Source organism: Pseudomonas sp. GW821-FHT11D10, from assembly GCF_058808435.1.
This window is the reverse complement of sequence record NZ_JBXARR010000007.1, coordinates 213,216-227,778: the sequence shown is the minus strand read 5'-3', so window position 1 is coordinate 227,778 and position 14,563 is coordinate 213,216. Positions and strand designations below refer to the sequence as shown.

The following is a 14,563-nucleotide window of genomic DNA, read 5'->3' as shown; positions in this document are numbered from 1 at the left end:
ATAACATGTCGTCTCGAAAAAAGGCCTCCCTCCTCGGCCTGACCCTTGGCCTGCTTGGCGATCCCGCGTTTGCCGATGAACCGCAAACGCTTGAACTCGACGCCATCAGCGTCACCTCCGATTACGAATCCCCTACCGGTCCGGTCAAAGGCTACCGCGCTACCCGCTCGTTCAGCGCCACCAAAACCAACACCGCAATCCGCGATATTCCGCAGGCCATCAGCGTGGTGCCCGCCAGCGTACTCAAGGATCTGGGCAGCACCAGCGTCGAACGTGCGCTGGATTTCGCCGGTGGTGTGTCGAAGCAAAACAACTTCGGCGGCCTGACGCTTTACGAATACAGCGTGCGCGGTTTCACCACCTCCGAGTTTTACCAGGACGGCTTCAGCGCCAACCGTGGTTACCCGAGTACACCCGACGCTGCCAACATCGAGCGCATCGAAGTGCTCAAAGGACCGGCCGCCAGCCTGTACGGCCGAGGCGATCCGGGTGGCACAGTGAACATCGTCACCAAGAAACCGCAGCCCGAAGCGTTCACTACCCTGCAAACCAGTGCCGGCAGTTGGGATCGTTATCGCACTGCGCTGGACTTCAACACGCCGCTGGATGATCAGGGTGATGTGCTGTCGCGGATCAACCTCGCGGTCGAGGACAACAACAGTTTTCGCGACCACGTCGACAGTAAACGCGTATTCGTCGCCCCCACTTTCAGCTGGCAGTTGAACCCGGACACCAACCTGCTGGTGGAGAGCGAATTCGTGCGTCATAGCTCGACCTTCGACCGCGGCATCGTTGCGCCAAACAATAAATGGAGCGGCGTCTCGCGCTCGACATTCCTCGGTGAGCCGAACGACGGCAACATCGACAACCACAACAACAGACTGCAAGCCACGCTTGAGCACCACCTCAGCGATGCCTGGAAACTGCGCCTGGCCAGCCATTACAAGGAAGGCAAACTCTGGGGTTTCGCCTCCGAAAACCGCCCTTTGAATGCCGATGGCCACACAATCAACCGCCGCTATCGCGAACGCGATACCAACTGGCACGACAGCATCACCCAGCTGGAACTGCGCGGCCTGTTCGACCTCGGCACCTGGCAGCACGAACTGCTGATCGGCAGCGAGTACGAGAACTTCCGCAAGAACGAGCGCGTCACCACCATCGCCGGCGGGCCTTACGCCATCGATATCTACAACCCGGTGTACGGCCAGCCCAAACCCAACGGCGCACGCTCCGGCACAGACTTCTTCGAACACGTCGAAAGCCATGCGCTGAACCTGCAGGATCAAATCGTCTTCAGCGAAAAACTGCGCGGGATGATCGGGGCACGCTTCGAGCACTTTGAGCAGAACATCGATGACCACAGCCGCAACACCACCAGCCGTCAGACCCACGATGCGCTCACCCAACGTGCCGGCCTGCTCTATCAACTGACACCGGACACCGGCCTGTTCGCCAACGCCTCGACTTCATTCAAACCGAACAACGGCCTCGATGCGGCTGGCAAATCCTTCGATCCGGAAGAAGGCGTGGGTTACGAAATTGGCATCAAGAACGAGCTGTTCGACGAACGGTTAAGCAGCACCCTCGCCTTCTTTCATATCGACAAGGAAAACGTCCTCGCCCTCGACCCGGGCACCGACACCAGCCGCGCCATGAGCAAGGCCCGCAGCCGGGGTTTCGATCTGCAAGTCACCGGGCAAGTCACCGACGCCGTCAGGGTGATCGGCGCTTTCGCCTGGATCGACGCCGAAGTCACCAAGGGTGATGCCGCGATTCCTGCCGGTAGCCGCATCCTCGGGGTGGCCAAACGCAGCGGCAGCCTGCTGGCTGTCTACGAGTTTCAGGACGGCCGCTTGCGCGGCTCGGATATCGGCGCGGCGTTCACCTACGTCGGTGACCGCTCAGGTGAGTCCGGCAGCGATTTCGAGCTGCCGGCCTATCACACCGTCGACCTGCTGGCCCATTACAAGGCCAGCGACACCGTCACTCTCGGCCTGAACCTGAACAACCTGTTCGACGAAAAATATTACGAGCGCTCGTACAGCAACTACTGGGTCAACCCCGGCGAGCCGCGCAATTTCACGGTCAGCCTGACACTCAACCTGTAAAAGGACGTCACCATGCAATACGGCAAATCCCTGCTGCTCATCGCCGCGCTGTTCGCCACTCACGCCTCGGCCCATGGTCTGTGGACCGAACAACGGCGCGGCAATATCGAAGTCGTCTACGGCCACGGTGCCGAAGACAATGCGTTCAAACCGCAGAAAGTCAGCGGGGCGTGGGCCTTTGACGCGGGCGGCAAGATGATTCCCGTCAGTGTGCAGCGCCTTGCAGATCACGCCCGCCTGCAACCGTTGAAACCGCCAGCGGTGTTGGCCGTGGCGCTGAACAACGGCATGTGGTCGCAAACCGCCGACAAGAAATGGATCAACGAGGGGCGCAGCAAAGTCCCGGGCGCCATCGAGTCGACCGAGACCCTCAAGTACAGCCTGGCGATTTATCAGCCGGGAGCGAAGCTGCCCAAACTGGATCAGATCAAATTGCTGATTTTGCCGGAGGTCGATCCGCTGACCGTCGGGCCGGGGAAATCATTGCCAGTGCGGGTGTTGCTGGATGGCAAACCGGCAGCGGGCGTGAAATTGATCGGTGACTACCGCAGCGCGCCGAATACCTTGAGCACTGAAACCGACAAGGACGGCCGCGCGCAGGTGCTGGTGCGTAATGAGGGGTTGAATGTGATTGCGGCGCAGGTGGAAGTGCCGGTGAAGGACAGTTCAGAGGTGAGCAGCAGAGGGTTGTTCAGTTCGTTGACGTTCCTTGGCGAACCGCATCACGAATAAACCAGCGCTGATCCCTGCGGGACTGAACCCACAGGGATCAGCGTCGTTTCAGAGTTCGCCCAGACCGTCGATCAACGCCTGATTCTGTTCCGGCGTGCCGATCGAGATCCGCAAGAACTGGGCAATCCGCTCCTGCTTGAAGTGGCGCACGATCACACCCTGCTCACGCAGTTTGGCTGCGAGCCCCGCCGCATCGTGTTGCGGATGCCGGGCGAAGATGAAGTTCGCCGCTGACGGCAGCACTTCAAAGCCCTTGGCCTGCAACTGCGCAACCACCCATTCGCGACTCTCGATGACCAGTGCGCAGGTCTTGTCGAAGTATTCGCGATCCTCGAACGCTGCCGCCGCGCCGACATTCGCCATGCGATCGATCGGGTAGGAGTTGAAGCTGTTCTTGATCCGCTCCAGCGCCTCGATCAGATCCGGATGGCCGACCGCCAGACCGACCCGCAGGCCCGCCAGCGAACGGGACTTGGACAGGGTCTGAGTCACCAGCAGGTTCGGATAACGGTCCACCAGACTGATCGCGGTTTCGCCGCCGAAGTCGATATAAGCCTCGTCGACCACCACCACCGAATCCGGGCTGGCCTTGAGGATCTGCTCGACCGCTTCCAGCGCCAGCAGGCAACCGGTCGGTGCATTCGGGTTGGGGAAGATGATCCCGCCGTTCGGCTTGGCGTAGTCCGCCGGGTTGATCTGGAACTGCGCATCCAGCGGCACCGCGTCGAACTTGATGCCGTAAAGACCGCAGTAGACCGGATAAAAGCTGTAGCTGATATCCGGGAACAGGATCGACTGATCGTGTTGCAGCAGACCGTGGAAGATGTGCGCCAGCACTTCGTCCGAACCGTTGCCGAGGAACACCTGATTGCTTTGTACGCCGTAGTACTTGGCGACGGCGTTTTTCAGCAGGTCGCTGTTCGGGTCCGGGTACAGGCGCAGGTTGTCGTTGAGTTCGGTCTGCATCGCCGCCAGGGCTTTTGGCGACGGGCCGTACGGGTTTTCGTTGGTGTTGAGTTTGACCAAGCGGGTCAGCTTCGGCTGCTCGCCCGGCACGTAAGGCACCAGATCCTTGACGAACGGGCTCCAGAATTTACTCATGTTCAGTTCCCCTTCACTTCGTCTTTGATGCGGTATTCGGCGCTGCGCGCGTGGGCGCTCAGCGATTCGCCACGGGCCAGGATCGATGCTGTCTTGCCAAGTTCCGAAGCACCGGCCTCGGAGCAGAAGATGATCGACGAACGTTTCTGGAAGTCATACACGCCCAGCGGCGAGGAGAAACGCGCGGTGCCGGAGGTCGGCAACACGTGGTTCGGACCGGCGCAGTAGTCGCCCAGCGCTTCGGAGGTGTGACGGCCCATGAAGATCGCGCCGGCGTGGCGGATCTGCGGCAGCCAGGCCTGCGGGTCGGCGACCGACAGCTCAAGGTGCTCCGGCGCGATGCGGTTGGCGACTTCGATGGCCTGGGCCATGTCGCGCACGTGAATCAGGGCACCACGGCCGTTGATCGAGGTTTCGATGATGGTTGCGCGATCCATGGTCGGCAGCAATTTGTCGATGCTCGCGGCGACCTTGTCGAGGAACTCGGCGTCCGGGCTGACCAGAATCGCCTGGGCGTCTTCGTCGTGCTCGGCCTGGGAGAACAGGTCCATGGCGATCCAGTCCGGATCGGTCTGGCCGTCGCACACCACGAGGATTTCCGACGGGCCGGCGATCATGTCGATGCCGACCTGACCGAACACGTGACGCTTGGCCGTGGCGACATAGATGTTGCCCGGGCCGACGACCTTGTCCACCTGCGGCACGCTTTCGGTGCCATAGGCCAATGCGGCAACGGCTTGCGCGCCACCGATGGTGAACACCCGGTCGACGCCGGCGATGCACGCCGCCGCCAGCACCAGCTCGTTGACTTCACCGCGCGGGGTCGGCACCACCATGACCACTTCGGTCACGCCGGCAACCTTGGCCGGAATCGCGTTCATCAACACCGAAGACGGGTACGACGCCTTGCCACCCGGCACGTACAGACCGGCGCGATCCAGTGGCGTGACTTTCTGGCCCAGCACCGTGCCGTCGGCTTCGGTGTAGCTCCAGGAGTCCTGCTTCTGTTTCTCGTGATAGCTGCGCACGCGGGCGGCGGCTTTTTCCAGCGCTTCGCGTTGCGGCACGGTGATGCGGGTCAGGGCCAGTTCCAGACGCTCGCGCGGCAGGATCAGGTCCGCCATCGAAGCGACTTCCAGGCCATCGAATTTCTGGGTGAACTCGACCAGCGCCGCGTCACCGCGCTCGCGCACAGCCTTGATGATGTCCAGCACCCGCTGATTGACCGAGTCGTCAGACACACTTTCCCAGCTCAGCAGATGATCCAGATGATGCGCGAAATCCGGGTCAGCAGCGTTGAGTCGGCGAATTGCAGTCGGTGCGGTCATAGCGAGAGCCTCATAGGAATGGCAAAAACTCAGGCGCCCTAACTTAGCAGTCGTTTCCGCTTGGGCACCTGAGATTCTGGCTATGAGGCGGATAGACGGGCGCGACTTAACGTCGCGCAGGTACATCAGCCGCGGTGTCGAGACTCCACTGCCTTGCGCAGGGTGTCGATCAACGCCTGGATTCGGGCGTGTTGCATTTTCATCGAAGCTTTATTGACCACCAGACGCGAGCTGATCGTGGCGATCAGTTCCTGGGGTTCCAGGCCGTTGGCGCGCAGGGTGTTGCCGGTGTCGACCACATCGATGATCTTGTCGGCCAGACCGATTAGCGGTGCCAGCTCCATCGAGCCGTACAGCTTGATGATGTCGACCTGACGGCCCTGCTCGGCGTAGTAACGCTTGGCAACGTTGACGAATTTGGTGGCGACACGCAGGCGGCCCTTGGGCTCGACCGCGCCGACCTTGCCGGCGGTCATCAGCTTGCACTGGGCAATCTGCAGATCCAGCGGCTCGTACAGGCCCTGGCCGGTGTATTCCATCAGCACGTCTTTACCGGCAACGCCGAGGTCGGCCGCGCCATGCTCGACATAGGTCGGCACGTCGGTGGCCCGCACGATCAACAGGCGAACGTCTTCCTGGGTCGTGGGGATGATCAGCTTGCGGCTCTTGTCCGGATTCTCGGTCGGCACGATGCCCGCTTCGGCGAGAAGCGGCAGGGTGTCGTCAAGGATGCGGCCCTTGGACAGTGCGATGGTCAACATGGGAAACGTCAGTCCTTATCAAGGTACTCATGTCCGGTCGCAATCGGCGCCGGACATACTTCGAGGGCGTTGCCACCCCCGATCGAAACGAATTCAACGGACACTTCCCTGTGTCCAGATGCAGCGATCAGCCCGGAACGCGACGGATCTTGGCGCCCAGCATCTGCAGTTTTTCCTCGATGCACTCGTAACCACGGTCGATGTGGTAGATGCGATCGATCAGGGTATCGCCCTGTGCCACCAGTGCCGAAATCACCAGGCTAGCCGAAGCACGCAGGTCGGTCGCCATCACTGGCGCGCCCTTGAGTGTTTCGATGCCGGTCACGATGGCGGTGTTGCCTTCGACCTGGATGTGCGCGCCCATGCGGTGCAGTTCGTACACGTGCATGAAGCGATTTTCGAAGATCGTCTCGATGACCGCACCGGTGCCTTCGGCAATGGCGTTGAGCGAGATGAACTGCGCCTGCATGTCGGTCGGGAACGCCGGGTACGGCGCAGTGCGCACGTTGACCGCTTTCGGGCGCTTGCCGTGCATGTTCAGCTCGATCCAGTCCTCACCACAGGTGATTTCTGCGCCGGCTTCACGGAGTTTTTCCAGAACGGCTTCGAGGATGGTCGGATCGGTGTCCTTGACCTTCACGCGGCCACCGGTAACCGCAGCGGCCACCAGATAGGTGCCGGTTTCGATGCGGTCAGGCATGACTTTGTAGAAAGCCGAACCCAGACGCTCGACACCGTCGATGGTGATGGTGTCGGTGCCGGCACCGGACACCTTGGCACCCATGGCGTTGAGGAAGTTCGCCAGGTCGACCACTTCAGGTTCGCGAGCGGCGTTCTGCAACACGCTGCGACCCTTGGCCAGAGCGGCGGCCATCATGATGTTCTCGGTACCGGTCACGCTGACGGTATCGAAGAAGAAGTGCGCGCCGCGCAGGCCGCCTTCAGGCGCCTTGGCCTTGATGTAGCCGCCTTCGACGTCGATGACCGCGCCCATGGCTTCCAGGCCACGGATGTGCAGGTCGACCGGACGCGAACCGATGGCGCAACCGCCAGGCAGTGCGACTTCGGCTTCACCGAAACGCGCAACCATCGGGCCCAGCACCAGGATCGACGCACGCATGGTTTTCACCAGCTCGTACGGAGCGATCAGGGTCTTGATGGTGCGCGGGTCGATTTCGACGCTGAGCTTCTCGTCGATCACAGGCTCGATGCCCATGCGACCGAACAGCTCGATCATGGTGGTGATGTCGTGCAGGTGCGGCAGGTTGCCAACGGTAACCGGGCCATCGCACAGCAGGGTGGCGGCCAGGATCGGCAGGGCGGAGTTCTTCGCCCCGGAGATGCGGATCTCGCCATCAAGACGAGCGCCACCGGTAATAATCAATTTATCCATAAGAATCTCGACGCCCTAGGGCTCAGGTGCGCTCGGCCCAGGCCGCGCTGCTGAAAAATTTCATAGTGACCGCGTGGATGCTGCCATCGGCGATCCAAGGGTTCAAATGGGCATAGATGCTTTGCTGACGCTTGACCGGGCTCAACGCCGCCAGTTCATCACTAATCACGTTCAGCTGGAAGTTGCAGCCTTCGCCTTCAACTTCCACCAGCGTTCCTGGCAGCTTTCCTTCAAGGAAGCTCTTCACTTCTACGGCCTGCATGCTCAACCTCAATCGGCGCCCTGTGCGCACGGGTCGGACATCATACAAAAAAGCCCCGCGCCTGCGAACCCCGCTGCGCAGGACTCTGACGGGGGGCTTCTCTATTGATGCGGGTTCAGGGTTGCGCCAACAGCTCGGTCAGTTCGCTGACCTGAGCAATTTCGCGCATGTCTTCGGGCATCCCGCGGATGCTGACCGCCTTGCCGGCGGCCTTTGCATCGCGAATGAAGCACAGCAGCAGCGACAGACCGACGCTGCTGGACTTCTCCACCGCCGAGCAATCGATCACCAATGCCGGGGCATTGCACGACTTGATCAGCGCCCGGCCCTGCTCGCGCAGATCAGGGCCGGTGCGGTAATCCAGCACGCCACTGAGCTGCAGCTCACTGGCTTCGTCCAGACGAATGGCCGACTCGGTCATTGGGCTGGTTTCTCGTTCTGCTCGGCCGACTGCTTGGCCTTGGCGACTTCACCGGCCCAGCCGTTGATGGTCTTGTCCAGGTCGTTGCCATTGCGCTGCATGGCGTCGGCGAACTGATCGCGGAACAGTTTGCCGATGTTGATGCCGTTGATGATCACGTTACGCAGTTTCCACTCGCCGTTGATCTTCTCCAGGGTGTACGACACCGGATAGATCGCGCCGTTGTTGCCCTTGACGGTCATGCCGACGCTGGTGCGGTCGCCCGACTCATCCTTGGGCGCATCGACAGTGATGCCCTGGTTGTTGTACTCGAGCAGCGCGTTGCCATAGAACTGGAACAGGCCGCGCTTGAAGTTTTCCTCGAAGGTCTTCATCTGCGCCGGGGTTGCCTTGCGCGAATACTTGACCGTCATGATGCTCTTGGAAATGCCCTCGGCATCCACGACCGGCCCGACGATGGTGTTCAACGCGGTGTAGAAGTCAGCCGGATCCTGCTTGTACTTCTCTTTGTTGGCAGCCAGATCAGCCAGCATCCGGTTGGTGGTGTCCTGAACCAGGTCATGCGCCGAAGGCGCCGCCACGGCATTGGCCACCAGCGGCAGCGCCGCAAGCAACACCAACAGGCCACGTCGCAAGGTAGAGATCATTCAAAAGCTCCTCATTTGGCGTCTTTGCTAACGGTATTGAGCAGGAATTTACCGATCAGGTCTTCCAGTACCAGAGACGACTGCGTGTCGTGGATGGTTCCACCATCCTTGAGCCGGGTGTCTTCCCCGCCCACGCTGATACCGATGTATTTCTCGCCCAGCAGACCCGCTGTCAGGATAGATGCTGTGGAGTCGGTCGGCAGATTGTCGACGCTTTTATCCACTTGCAGGGTCACCCGACCGGTGAAGCTGTCGCGATCCAGATCGATCGCGGTGACCTTGCCGATGGTCACACCCGCCATGGTCACTTTGGCTCTGACCGTCAAACCGGCGATATTGTCGAAATACGCGTAAAGCTTGTAGGTATCGGTGGTCGAAGTCGGAGACAGGCCACTGACCCGCAGGGCCAGCAGCAACAAGGCCAGGATCCCTGCCAGCAGGAACAGGCCGACACCGATTTCCAGGGTGCGGTTTTGCATCAGAAATCTCCAAACATCAAAGCGGTCAGAATAAAGTCCAGGCCGAGTACTGCCAGCGAGGCGTAAACCACGGTCTTGGTGGTGGCACGGCTGATCCCCTCGGAAGTGGGTTCGCAGTCATAGCCTTGAAATACGGCGATCCAGGTGACGACAAAAGCGAACACTGCACTTTTGATGATGCCGTTGAGCACATCGTCACCGAAGCTCACGCTGTTCTGCATGTTCGACCAGTAGGAACCTTCGTAGACCCCCAGCCAGTCGACGGCAACCCACGAACCGCCCCAGATGCCGACCACGCTGAAGATCATCGCCAGCACCGGGAGGGAAATGAAGCCGGCCCACAGGCGCGGGGCAATGATGTACTTGAGCGGGTCGACCCCGATCATTTCCAGGCTGGACAGCTGTTCGGTGGATTTCATGTTGCCGATTTCCGCCGTCAGCGCCGAACCGGCACGACCAGCAAACAACAGCGCGGTCACCACCGGCCCCAGCTCACGCAACAGGGTCAGTGCCACCATCTGGCCAACAGCCTGCTCCGAACCGTAGCTGGACAGGATGTTGAAGCCCTGCAGCGCCAGCACCATGCCGATGAATATCCCGGACACCACGATGATCACCAGCGACATCACGCCGACGGAGTGCAGCTGCTTGACCAGCAGGCCAAAACCGCCGCCGATACCGCCACGACCAAGCAAGGCATGAAACAGGAACAGGGTCGAACGCCCGAACACTGCGACGCTGTCGATTCCGGCGAGTCCGAAACGACGCACACGCTCCATTAATGTAATTCTGCGCATCAGCGGCGCTTCCCCAGAAGATCGGCGCGGTAATCCGGCGCTGGAAAGTGATACGGCACCGGGCCGTCGGGTTCACCGGTCATGAACTGACGGATACGCGGATCGTCCGAGCTCATCAGTTCGTCCGGCGTGCCCTGCCCCAATACCTGGCCATCACCGACCACATAGATGTAGTCGGCGATGCTCGCGGTTTCGGCGAGGTCGTGGGACACAACGATGCTGGTGATTCCCAGGGCATCATTGAGCAGACGGATCAGGCGAACCAGAACGCCCATGGCGATCGGGTCCTGGCCGACGAACGGTTCGTCGTACATGAGGATCTGCGGATCGAGGGCAATGGCCCGGGCCAGAGCGACACGGCGTTTCATGCCGCCGGACAGCTCGTCGGGCATCAGTTCGATCGCACCGCGCAAGCCCACCGCCTGCAATTTGAGCAGCACGATGTCGCGGATCATCTCGTCCGGCAGGTCGGTATGAACGCGCAGAGGGAAGGCGACGTTCTCGAACACATCGAGATCGGTGAACAGCGCACCGCTCTGAAACAGTACGCCCATGTGCTTGCGCGCATCGAACAGATCGCTGCGCGACAGCTTCGGCAGGTTCTGGCCGTTGACCCAGACTTCGCCCTTGGATGGCCGCAACTGGGCGCCCATCAGGCGCAGCAGCGTGGTCTTGCCACACCCGGAAGGCCCCATGATGCCGGTGACCTTGCCGCGCGGGATGCGGATATCGACGTTATTGAAAATGCTCCGCGCACCGCGCTTGAAGGAGACTCCCTTCAGCTCGACCGCGTAGGCGTTATCGGCACTCATCTAAACTCCTTGCGATGCAGCCTCTCACTCGGACGCCTGGCTTTCTTGAGAAAGCCCCTACATCCCGGGCAGGCCGAACTGGCGGCGAACTATATCACTGCAAAGGGCAAGCGCCCAAGGCCTGCACCGACCCGCAATCTGCGAGTTGAAGGGCTGGAAGCGTTATTTGCGGAGTTTTGGTAACGAGGAATGACAAAGCACGACGAACTTGCGTGAGGCTTTTCAACATAACCGCTATAATCGCCGCCTTTTCATCGGGCTATACGATTTCTGACATGAGCCAAACCAGCGACCTGATTCAATCGGCACAACGCACCATCCGCCTCGAAGTGGAAGCCGTACAAGGCTTGTTGCCCCATATCGACGCCGATTTCGTACGCGCTTGCGAGATGATTCTGGCCAGCAAGGGCCGTGTTGTCGTGGTCGGCATGGGCAAGTCCGGGCACATCGGCAACAAGATTGCCGCCACCCTGGCCAGCACCGGCACCCCGGCGTTTTTCGTGCACCCGGCCGAGGCGAGCCACGGCGACATGGGCATGATCACCCGTGACGACGTGATTCTGGCCCTGTCGAACTCCGGCTCCACCAACGAAATCGTCACCCTGCTGCCACTGATCAAGCGCCTGGGCATCCAGCTGATCAGCGTCACCGGCAACCCGCAATCGCCGCTGGCCAAGGCCGCCGAGGTCAATCTCAACGTTCACGTCGAGCACGAAGCCTGCCCGCTGAACCTGGCGCCGACCTCCTCGACCACCGCCGCGTTGGTCATGGGCGATGCCCTGGCCGTGGCGCTGCTGGAGGCGCGCGGCTTCACTGCCGAAGATTTCGCCTTTTCCCACCCGGGCGGCGCACTGGGCCGACGTCTTCTGCTGAAAGTGGAAAATGTCATGCACGCCGGCCAGGAACTGCCACAGGTACAACGCGGCACCCTGCTCAAGGACGCGCTGATGGAAATGACCCGCAAGGGTCTGGGCATGACCGTCATTCTTGAAGCGGACGGCAAACTGGCCGGGATCTTCACCGACGGCGACCTGCGCCGCACCCTGGATCGCAGCATTGATATCCACAGCGCCACCATCGACCAGGTGATGACCGTGCACGGCAAGACCGCCCGCGCCGAGATGCTCGCCGCCGAAGCCCTGAAAATCATGGAAGACCACCGAATCAATGCGCTGGTTGTCGTGGATGAAGAGGATCGCCCGATCGGCGCCTTCAACCTCTCCGACCTGCTGCGCGCAGGAGTGATGTAAATGAGCACCGATCTGCTGCAACGCGGCAAAGCCATCAAACTGGCGGTATTCGACGTCGACGGCGTCCTCACCGACGGGCGCCTGTACTTCCTTGAAGACGGCAGCGAATTCAAGACTTTCAATACGCTCGATGGCCAGGGCATCAAGATGCTGATGAACGCCGGCGTCCAGACCGCCATCATCAGCGGTCGCAAGACCCCGGTGGTCGAGCGTCGGGCAAAAAACCTGGGCATCCCGCACCTGTTTCAGGGCCGCGAAGACAAACTGGTCGTTCTCGACGGCCTTCTGGAGCAACTGGGCCTAAGCTATGAGCAAGTGGCCTACCTCGGTGACGACCTGCCGGATCTGCCGGTGATCCGCCGTGTGGGGCTGGGCATGGCCGTAGCCAACGCCGCTGCTTTCGTGCGCGAACACGCTCACGGCGTCACCCAGGCCCGTGGCGGCGAAGGTGCCGCCCGCGAATTCTGCGAACTGATCCTGCGCGCCCAAGGCAGCCTCGACGCCGCCAACAACGCGTACCTGTGAGTCCAACCATGTTTAGCAAAAAGTTTCGCAACATCCTGCTGTTCGGTTGCATCGCAGCGATTTTCGGTGCGGTCGGCTACTGGAACATCAGCCCGGAACGCTTCCTCGACAAGCCGCCCGTCTCCGCGGCGGAAAGCCCGATCGACTGGTATGCGACCAATACACACACGATCCAGTACCTCGAAGACGGCAAAGTGCAATACGAAATGACGTCCGAGAAGGCTGAGCACGTCAAGGTGACCGACATTACACTGGTCACCAAGCCCGATCTGAACATGTTCCGTGGCACCGACTTCCCATGGCACGTGACCAGTGAACGCGGTGAAGTGAATTCCGGTGGCACCGAGGTCGAGCTGATCGACTCGGTACGCGTCAAACGCACCGACGAAAAGAACCGCGACACCCTGATCACCTCCACTCGCATGACGGTGTTCCCGCAGCAGCAATATGCGCAGACCCAGCAACCCGTTAGAATCGACGGCGCTGGCGGTGTATCGACTGGCGTAGGAATGAAAGCGTATTTGAAGGAAAGCAGGATACACCTGCTATCGAACGTAAGAGGACAGTATGAGGCTCGTTAAAACCCTCCCTATTTTGCTCAGTCTGGGCGCAGCACTGGGAAGCGTGAGCGCCTGGGCTCTGCCGAACGATCAAGAGCAGCCAATCCGCATTCAGGCCGACGATGCCCAGCTGGACGACAAGAACGGCGTTGCCACTTATAAAGGCGACGTGATCATCACCCAGGGTTCGATGATCGTCAAAGGCAACACCGTGACCATGACCCGCGCGCCCAACGGCGACATCGACGTCGTGACTTCGGTGGGCAACCTCGCCTACTTCGAACAGTTGCAGACTGCCGGCGACGCGAAACCTGTCCAGGGCTACGGCGTGACCATTCAGTACCACGCGCAGCAGAACCGCGTTGTGCTGATCGACAAGGCCAAGGTCGTCGACAAGGACAACAACGTCACTCAAGGCGAAAAAATCGTCTATGACACGGTGAAGAAACTGGCCAGCGCCGGTCGAGCCACTGGCAGCAAGGTCACCGAAGCGCGTCCGCGCATCGACATGGTGATCCAGCCGAAGAAGAAAACCGACGAGAAAACCCAGTAATGGCAACTCTGAAAGCTCAGCACCTGGCCAAGGCCTATAAAAGCCGCCAGGTCGTGCGCGACGTCAGCCTGTCGATCGACAGCGGTCAGATCGTCGGCCTGCTCGGCCCGAACGGCGCCGGCAAGACCACCTGCTTCTACATGATCGTCGGCCTGGTCCAGGCCGATCAGGGTCGCGTGCTGATCGATGACCTGGACGTCAGCCACCAGCCGATGCACGGTCGCGCCAAGGCCGGCATCGGCTATCTGCCGCAAGAAGCGTCGATCTTCCGCAAACTGTCGGTAGCCGACAACATCATGGCCATCCTCGAAACCCGTCAGGAGCTCGACAAGGCCGGTCGTCGCAAGGAGCTGGAAAGCCTGCTGCAGGAATTCCACATCAGCCACATCCGCGACAACCTCGGCATGAGCCTGTCCGGTGGTGAGCGCCGCCGCGTTGAGATCGCCCGCGCACTGGCCACGGCACCGAAATTCATCCTGCTCGACGAACCGTTCGCCGGTGTCGACCCGATCTCGGTCGGCGACATCAAGCAGATCATCCATCACCTCAAGGCCAAGGGCATCGGCGTACTGATCACCGACCACAACGTCCGCGAGACACTGGATATCTGCGAAACCGCCTACATCGTCAACGACGGCCAGTTGATCGCCGAAGGCGACTCAGAAACCATCCTCGCCAACAATCTGGTGAAGGAAGTCTATCTGGGTCACGAGTTCCGTCTGTAAGCACGACGGCATTCGACAGCCGTCCGGGTGCTGTAACGTTGAAGCGCACTTTTATAGGCTTTTATTGTTACAGCGCTCTAGGCAAACACGACAGTTTCAGGCATAT

At 60.6% G+C, this 14,563-nt stretch carries 17 protein-coding genes; 7 read left to right on the top strand and 10 right to left on the bottom strand.

Going from position 1 to position 14,563, the window contains the following annotated elements; translation table 11 throughout:
- Positions 1–5 precede the first annotated feature (5 nt).
- Positions 6–2,111: a TonB-dependent siderophore receptor gene (locus tag AC1RT4_RS21235; RefSeq protein WP_493087617.1), complete on the top strand. Its 2,106-nt coding sequence runs from the start codon at positions 6–8 to the stop codon at positions 2,109–2,111.
- A 12-nt stretch (positions 2,112–2,123) separates the two neighbouring features.
- Complete coding sequence (locus AC1RT4_RS21230) at positions 2,124–2,843, top strand: DUF4198 domain-containing protein (RefSeq protein WP_493087615.1); 720 nt, start codon at positions 2,124–2,126, stop codon at positions 2,841–2,843.
- Positions 2,844–2,891: 48 nt separating this feature from the next.
- Here the strand turns inward: AC1RT4_RS21230 and hisC are convergent, their stop codons facing one another.
- The 10 genes from hisC to AC1RT4_RS21180 form a co-directional block, all read right to left on the bottom strand.
- Positions 2,892–3,944, bottom strand: a complete 1,053-nt coding sequence (gene hisC, locus AC1RT4_RS21225; protein WP_493087613.1) for a histidinol-phosphate transaminase — start codon at positions 3,942–3,944, stop codon at positions 2,892–2,894.
- A gap of 2 nt (positions 3,945–3,946) precedes the next feature.
- A complete protein-coding gene (gene hisD, locus AC1RT4_RS21220; protein WP_007953552.1) occupies positions 3,947–5,272 on the bottom strand; it encodes a histidinol dehydrogenase in 1,326 nt (441 codons plus the stop codon).
- A 125-nt stretch (positions 5,273–5,397) separates the two neighbouring features.
- Complete coding sequence (hisG, locus tag AC1RT4_RS21215; RefSeq protein ID WP_007953554.1) at positions 5,398–6,033, bottom strand: ATP phosphoribosyltransferase; 636 nt, start codon at positions 6,031–6,033, stop codon at positions 5,398–5,400.
- A 127-nt stretch (positions 6,034–6,160) separates the two neighbouring features.
- On the bottom strand, positions 6,161–7,426 hold the full coding sequence (gene murA / locus AC1RT4_RS21210; RefSeq protein WP_007953555.1) for a UDP-N-acetylglucosamine 1-carboxyvinyltransferase: 1,266 nt from the start codon (positions 7,424–7,426) through the stop codon (positions 6,161–6,163).
- A 22-nt stretch (positions 7,427–7,448) separates the two neighbouring features.
- Positions 7,449–7,688 carry a BolA family protein gene (locus AC1RT4_RS21205; protein ID WP_039769303.1) on the bottom strand — a complete coding sequence of 80 codons (240 nt, stop codon included), beginning with the start codon at positions 7,686–7,688 and terminating at the stop codon, positions 7,449–7,451.
- Between the two features lie 115 nt (positions 7,689–7,803).
- Positions 7,804–8,109, bottom strand: a complete 306-nt coding sequence (locus AC1RT4_RS21200; RefSeq protein WP_007953557.1) for an STAS domain-containing protein — start codon at positions 8,107–8,109, stop codon at positions 7,804–7,806.
- Positions 8,106–8,756, bottom strand: a complete 651-nt coding sequence (locus AC1RT4_RS21195; protein ID WP_007953558.1) for an MlaC/ttg2D family ABC transporter substrate-binding protein — start codon at positions 8,754–8,756, stop codon at positions 8,106–8,108. The genes AC1RT4_RS21200 and AC1RT4_RS21195 overlap by 4 nt, the downstream gene beginning before the upstream one ends.
- An 11-nt stretch (positions 8,757–8,767) precedes the next feature.
- Positions 8,768–9,235 (bottom strand): outer membrane lipid asymmetry maintenance protein MlaD, encoded by a 468-nt coding sequence (gene mlaD / locus AC1RT4_RS21190; protein ID WP_007953559.1) that lies wholly within the window; start codon positions 9,233–9,235, stop codon positions 8,768–8,770.
- On the bottom strand, positions 9,235–10,032 hold the full coding sequence (gene mlaE / locus AC1RT4_RS21185; RefSeq protein WP_007953561.1) for a lipid asymmetry maintenance ABC transporter permease subunit MlaE: 798 nt from the start codon (positions 10,030–10,032) through the stop codon (positions 9,235–9,237). The genes mlaD and mlaE overlap by 1 nt, the downstream gene beginning before the upstream one ends.
- Positions 10,032–10,844, bottom strand: coding sequence for an ATP-binding cassette domain-containing protein (locus tag AC1RT4_RS21180; protein WP_007953564.1), 813 nt, complete (start codon positions 10,842–10,844; stop codon positions 10,032–10,034). Before AC1RT4_RS21180 ends, mlaE begins: the two co-directional genes overlap by 1 nt.
- Before the next feature lie 275 nt (positions 10,845–11,119).
- Here AC1RT4_RS21180 and AC1RT4_RS21175 point away from each other — a divergent pair, with 275 nt between their 5' ends.
- The 5 genes from AC1RT4_RS21175 to lptB are packed head-to-tail and all read left to right on the top strand — an operon-like array spanning position 11,120 to position 14,457.
- Complete coding sequence (locus AC1RT4_RS21175) at positions 11,120–12,094, top strand: KpsF/GutQ family sugar-phosphate isomerase (protein WP_011332477.1); 975 nt, start codon at positions 11,120–11,122, stop codon at positions 12,092–12,094.
- Positions 12,095–12,619, top strand: a complete 525-nt coding sequence (locus AC1RT4_RS21170) for a KdsC family phosphatase (RefSeq protein WP_011332476.1) — start codon at positions 12,095–12,097, stop codon at positions 12,617–12,619. It begins immediately after the preceding gene.
- Positions 12,620–12,627: 8 nt separating this feature from the next.
- Complete coding sequence (lptC, locus tag AC1RT4_RS21165; RefSeq protein WP_011332475.1) at positions 12,628–13,200, top strand: LPS export ABC transporter periplasmic protein LptC; 573 nt, start codon at positions 12,628–12,630, stop codon at positions 13,198–13,200.
- Positions 13,187–13,732, top strand: a complete 546-nt coding sequence (gene lptA, locus AC1RT4_RS21160) for a lipopolysaccharide transport periplasmic protein LptA (RefSeq protein WP_127796934.1) — start codon at positions 13,187–13,189, stop codon at positions 13,730–13,732. The genes lptC and lptA overlap by 14 nt, the downstream gene beginning before the upstream one ends.
- Positions 13,732–14,457, top strand: a complete 726-nt coding sequence (gene lptB / locus AC1RT4_RS21155) for an LPS export ABC transporter ATP-binding protein (protein WP_011332473.1) — start codon at positions 13,732–13,734, stop codon at positions 14,455–14,457. The genes lptA and lptB overlap by 1 nt, the downstream gene beginning before the upstream one ends.
- Positions 14,458–14,563 lie beyond the last annotated feature (106 nt).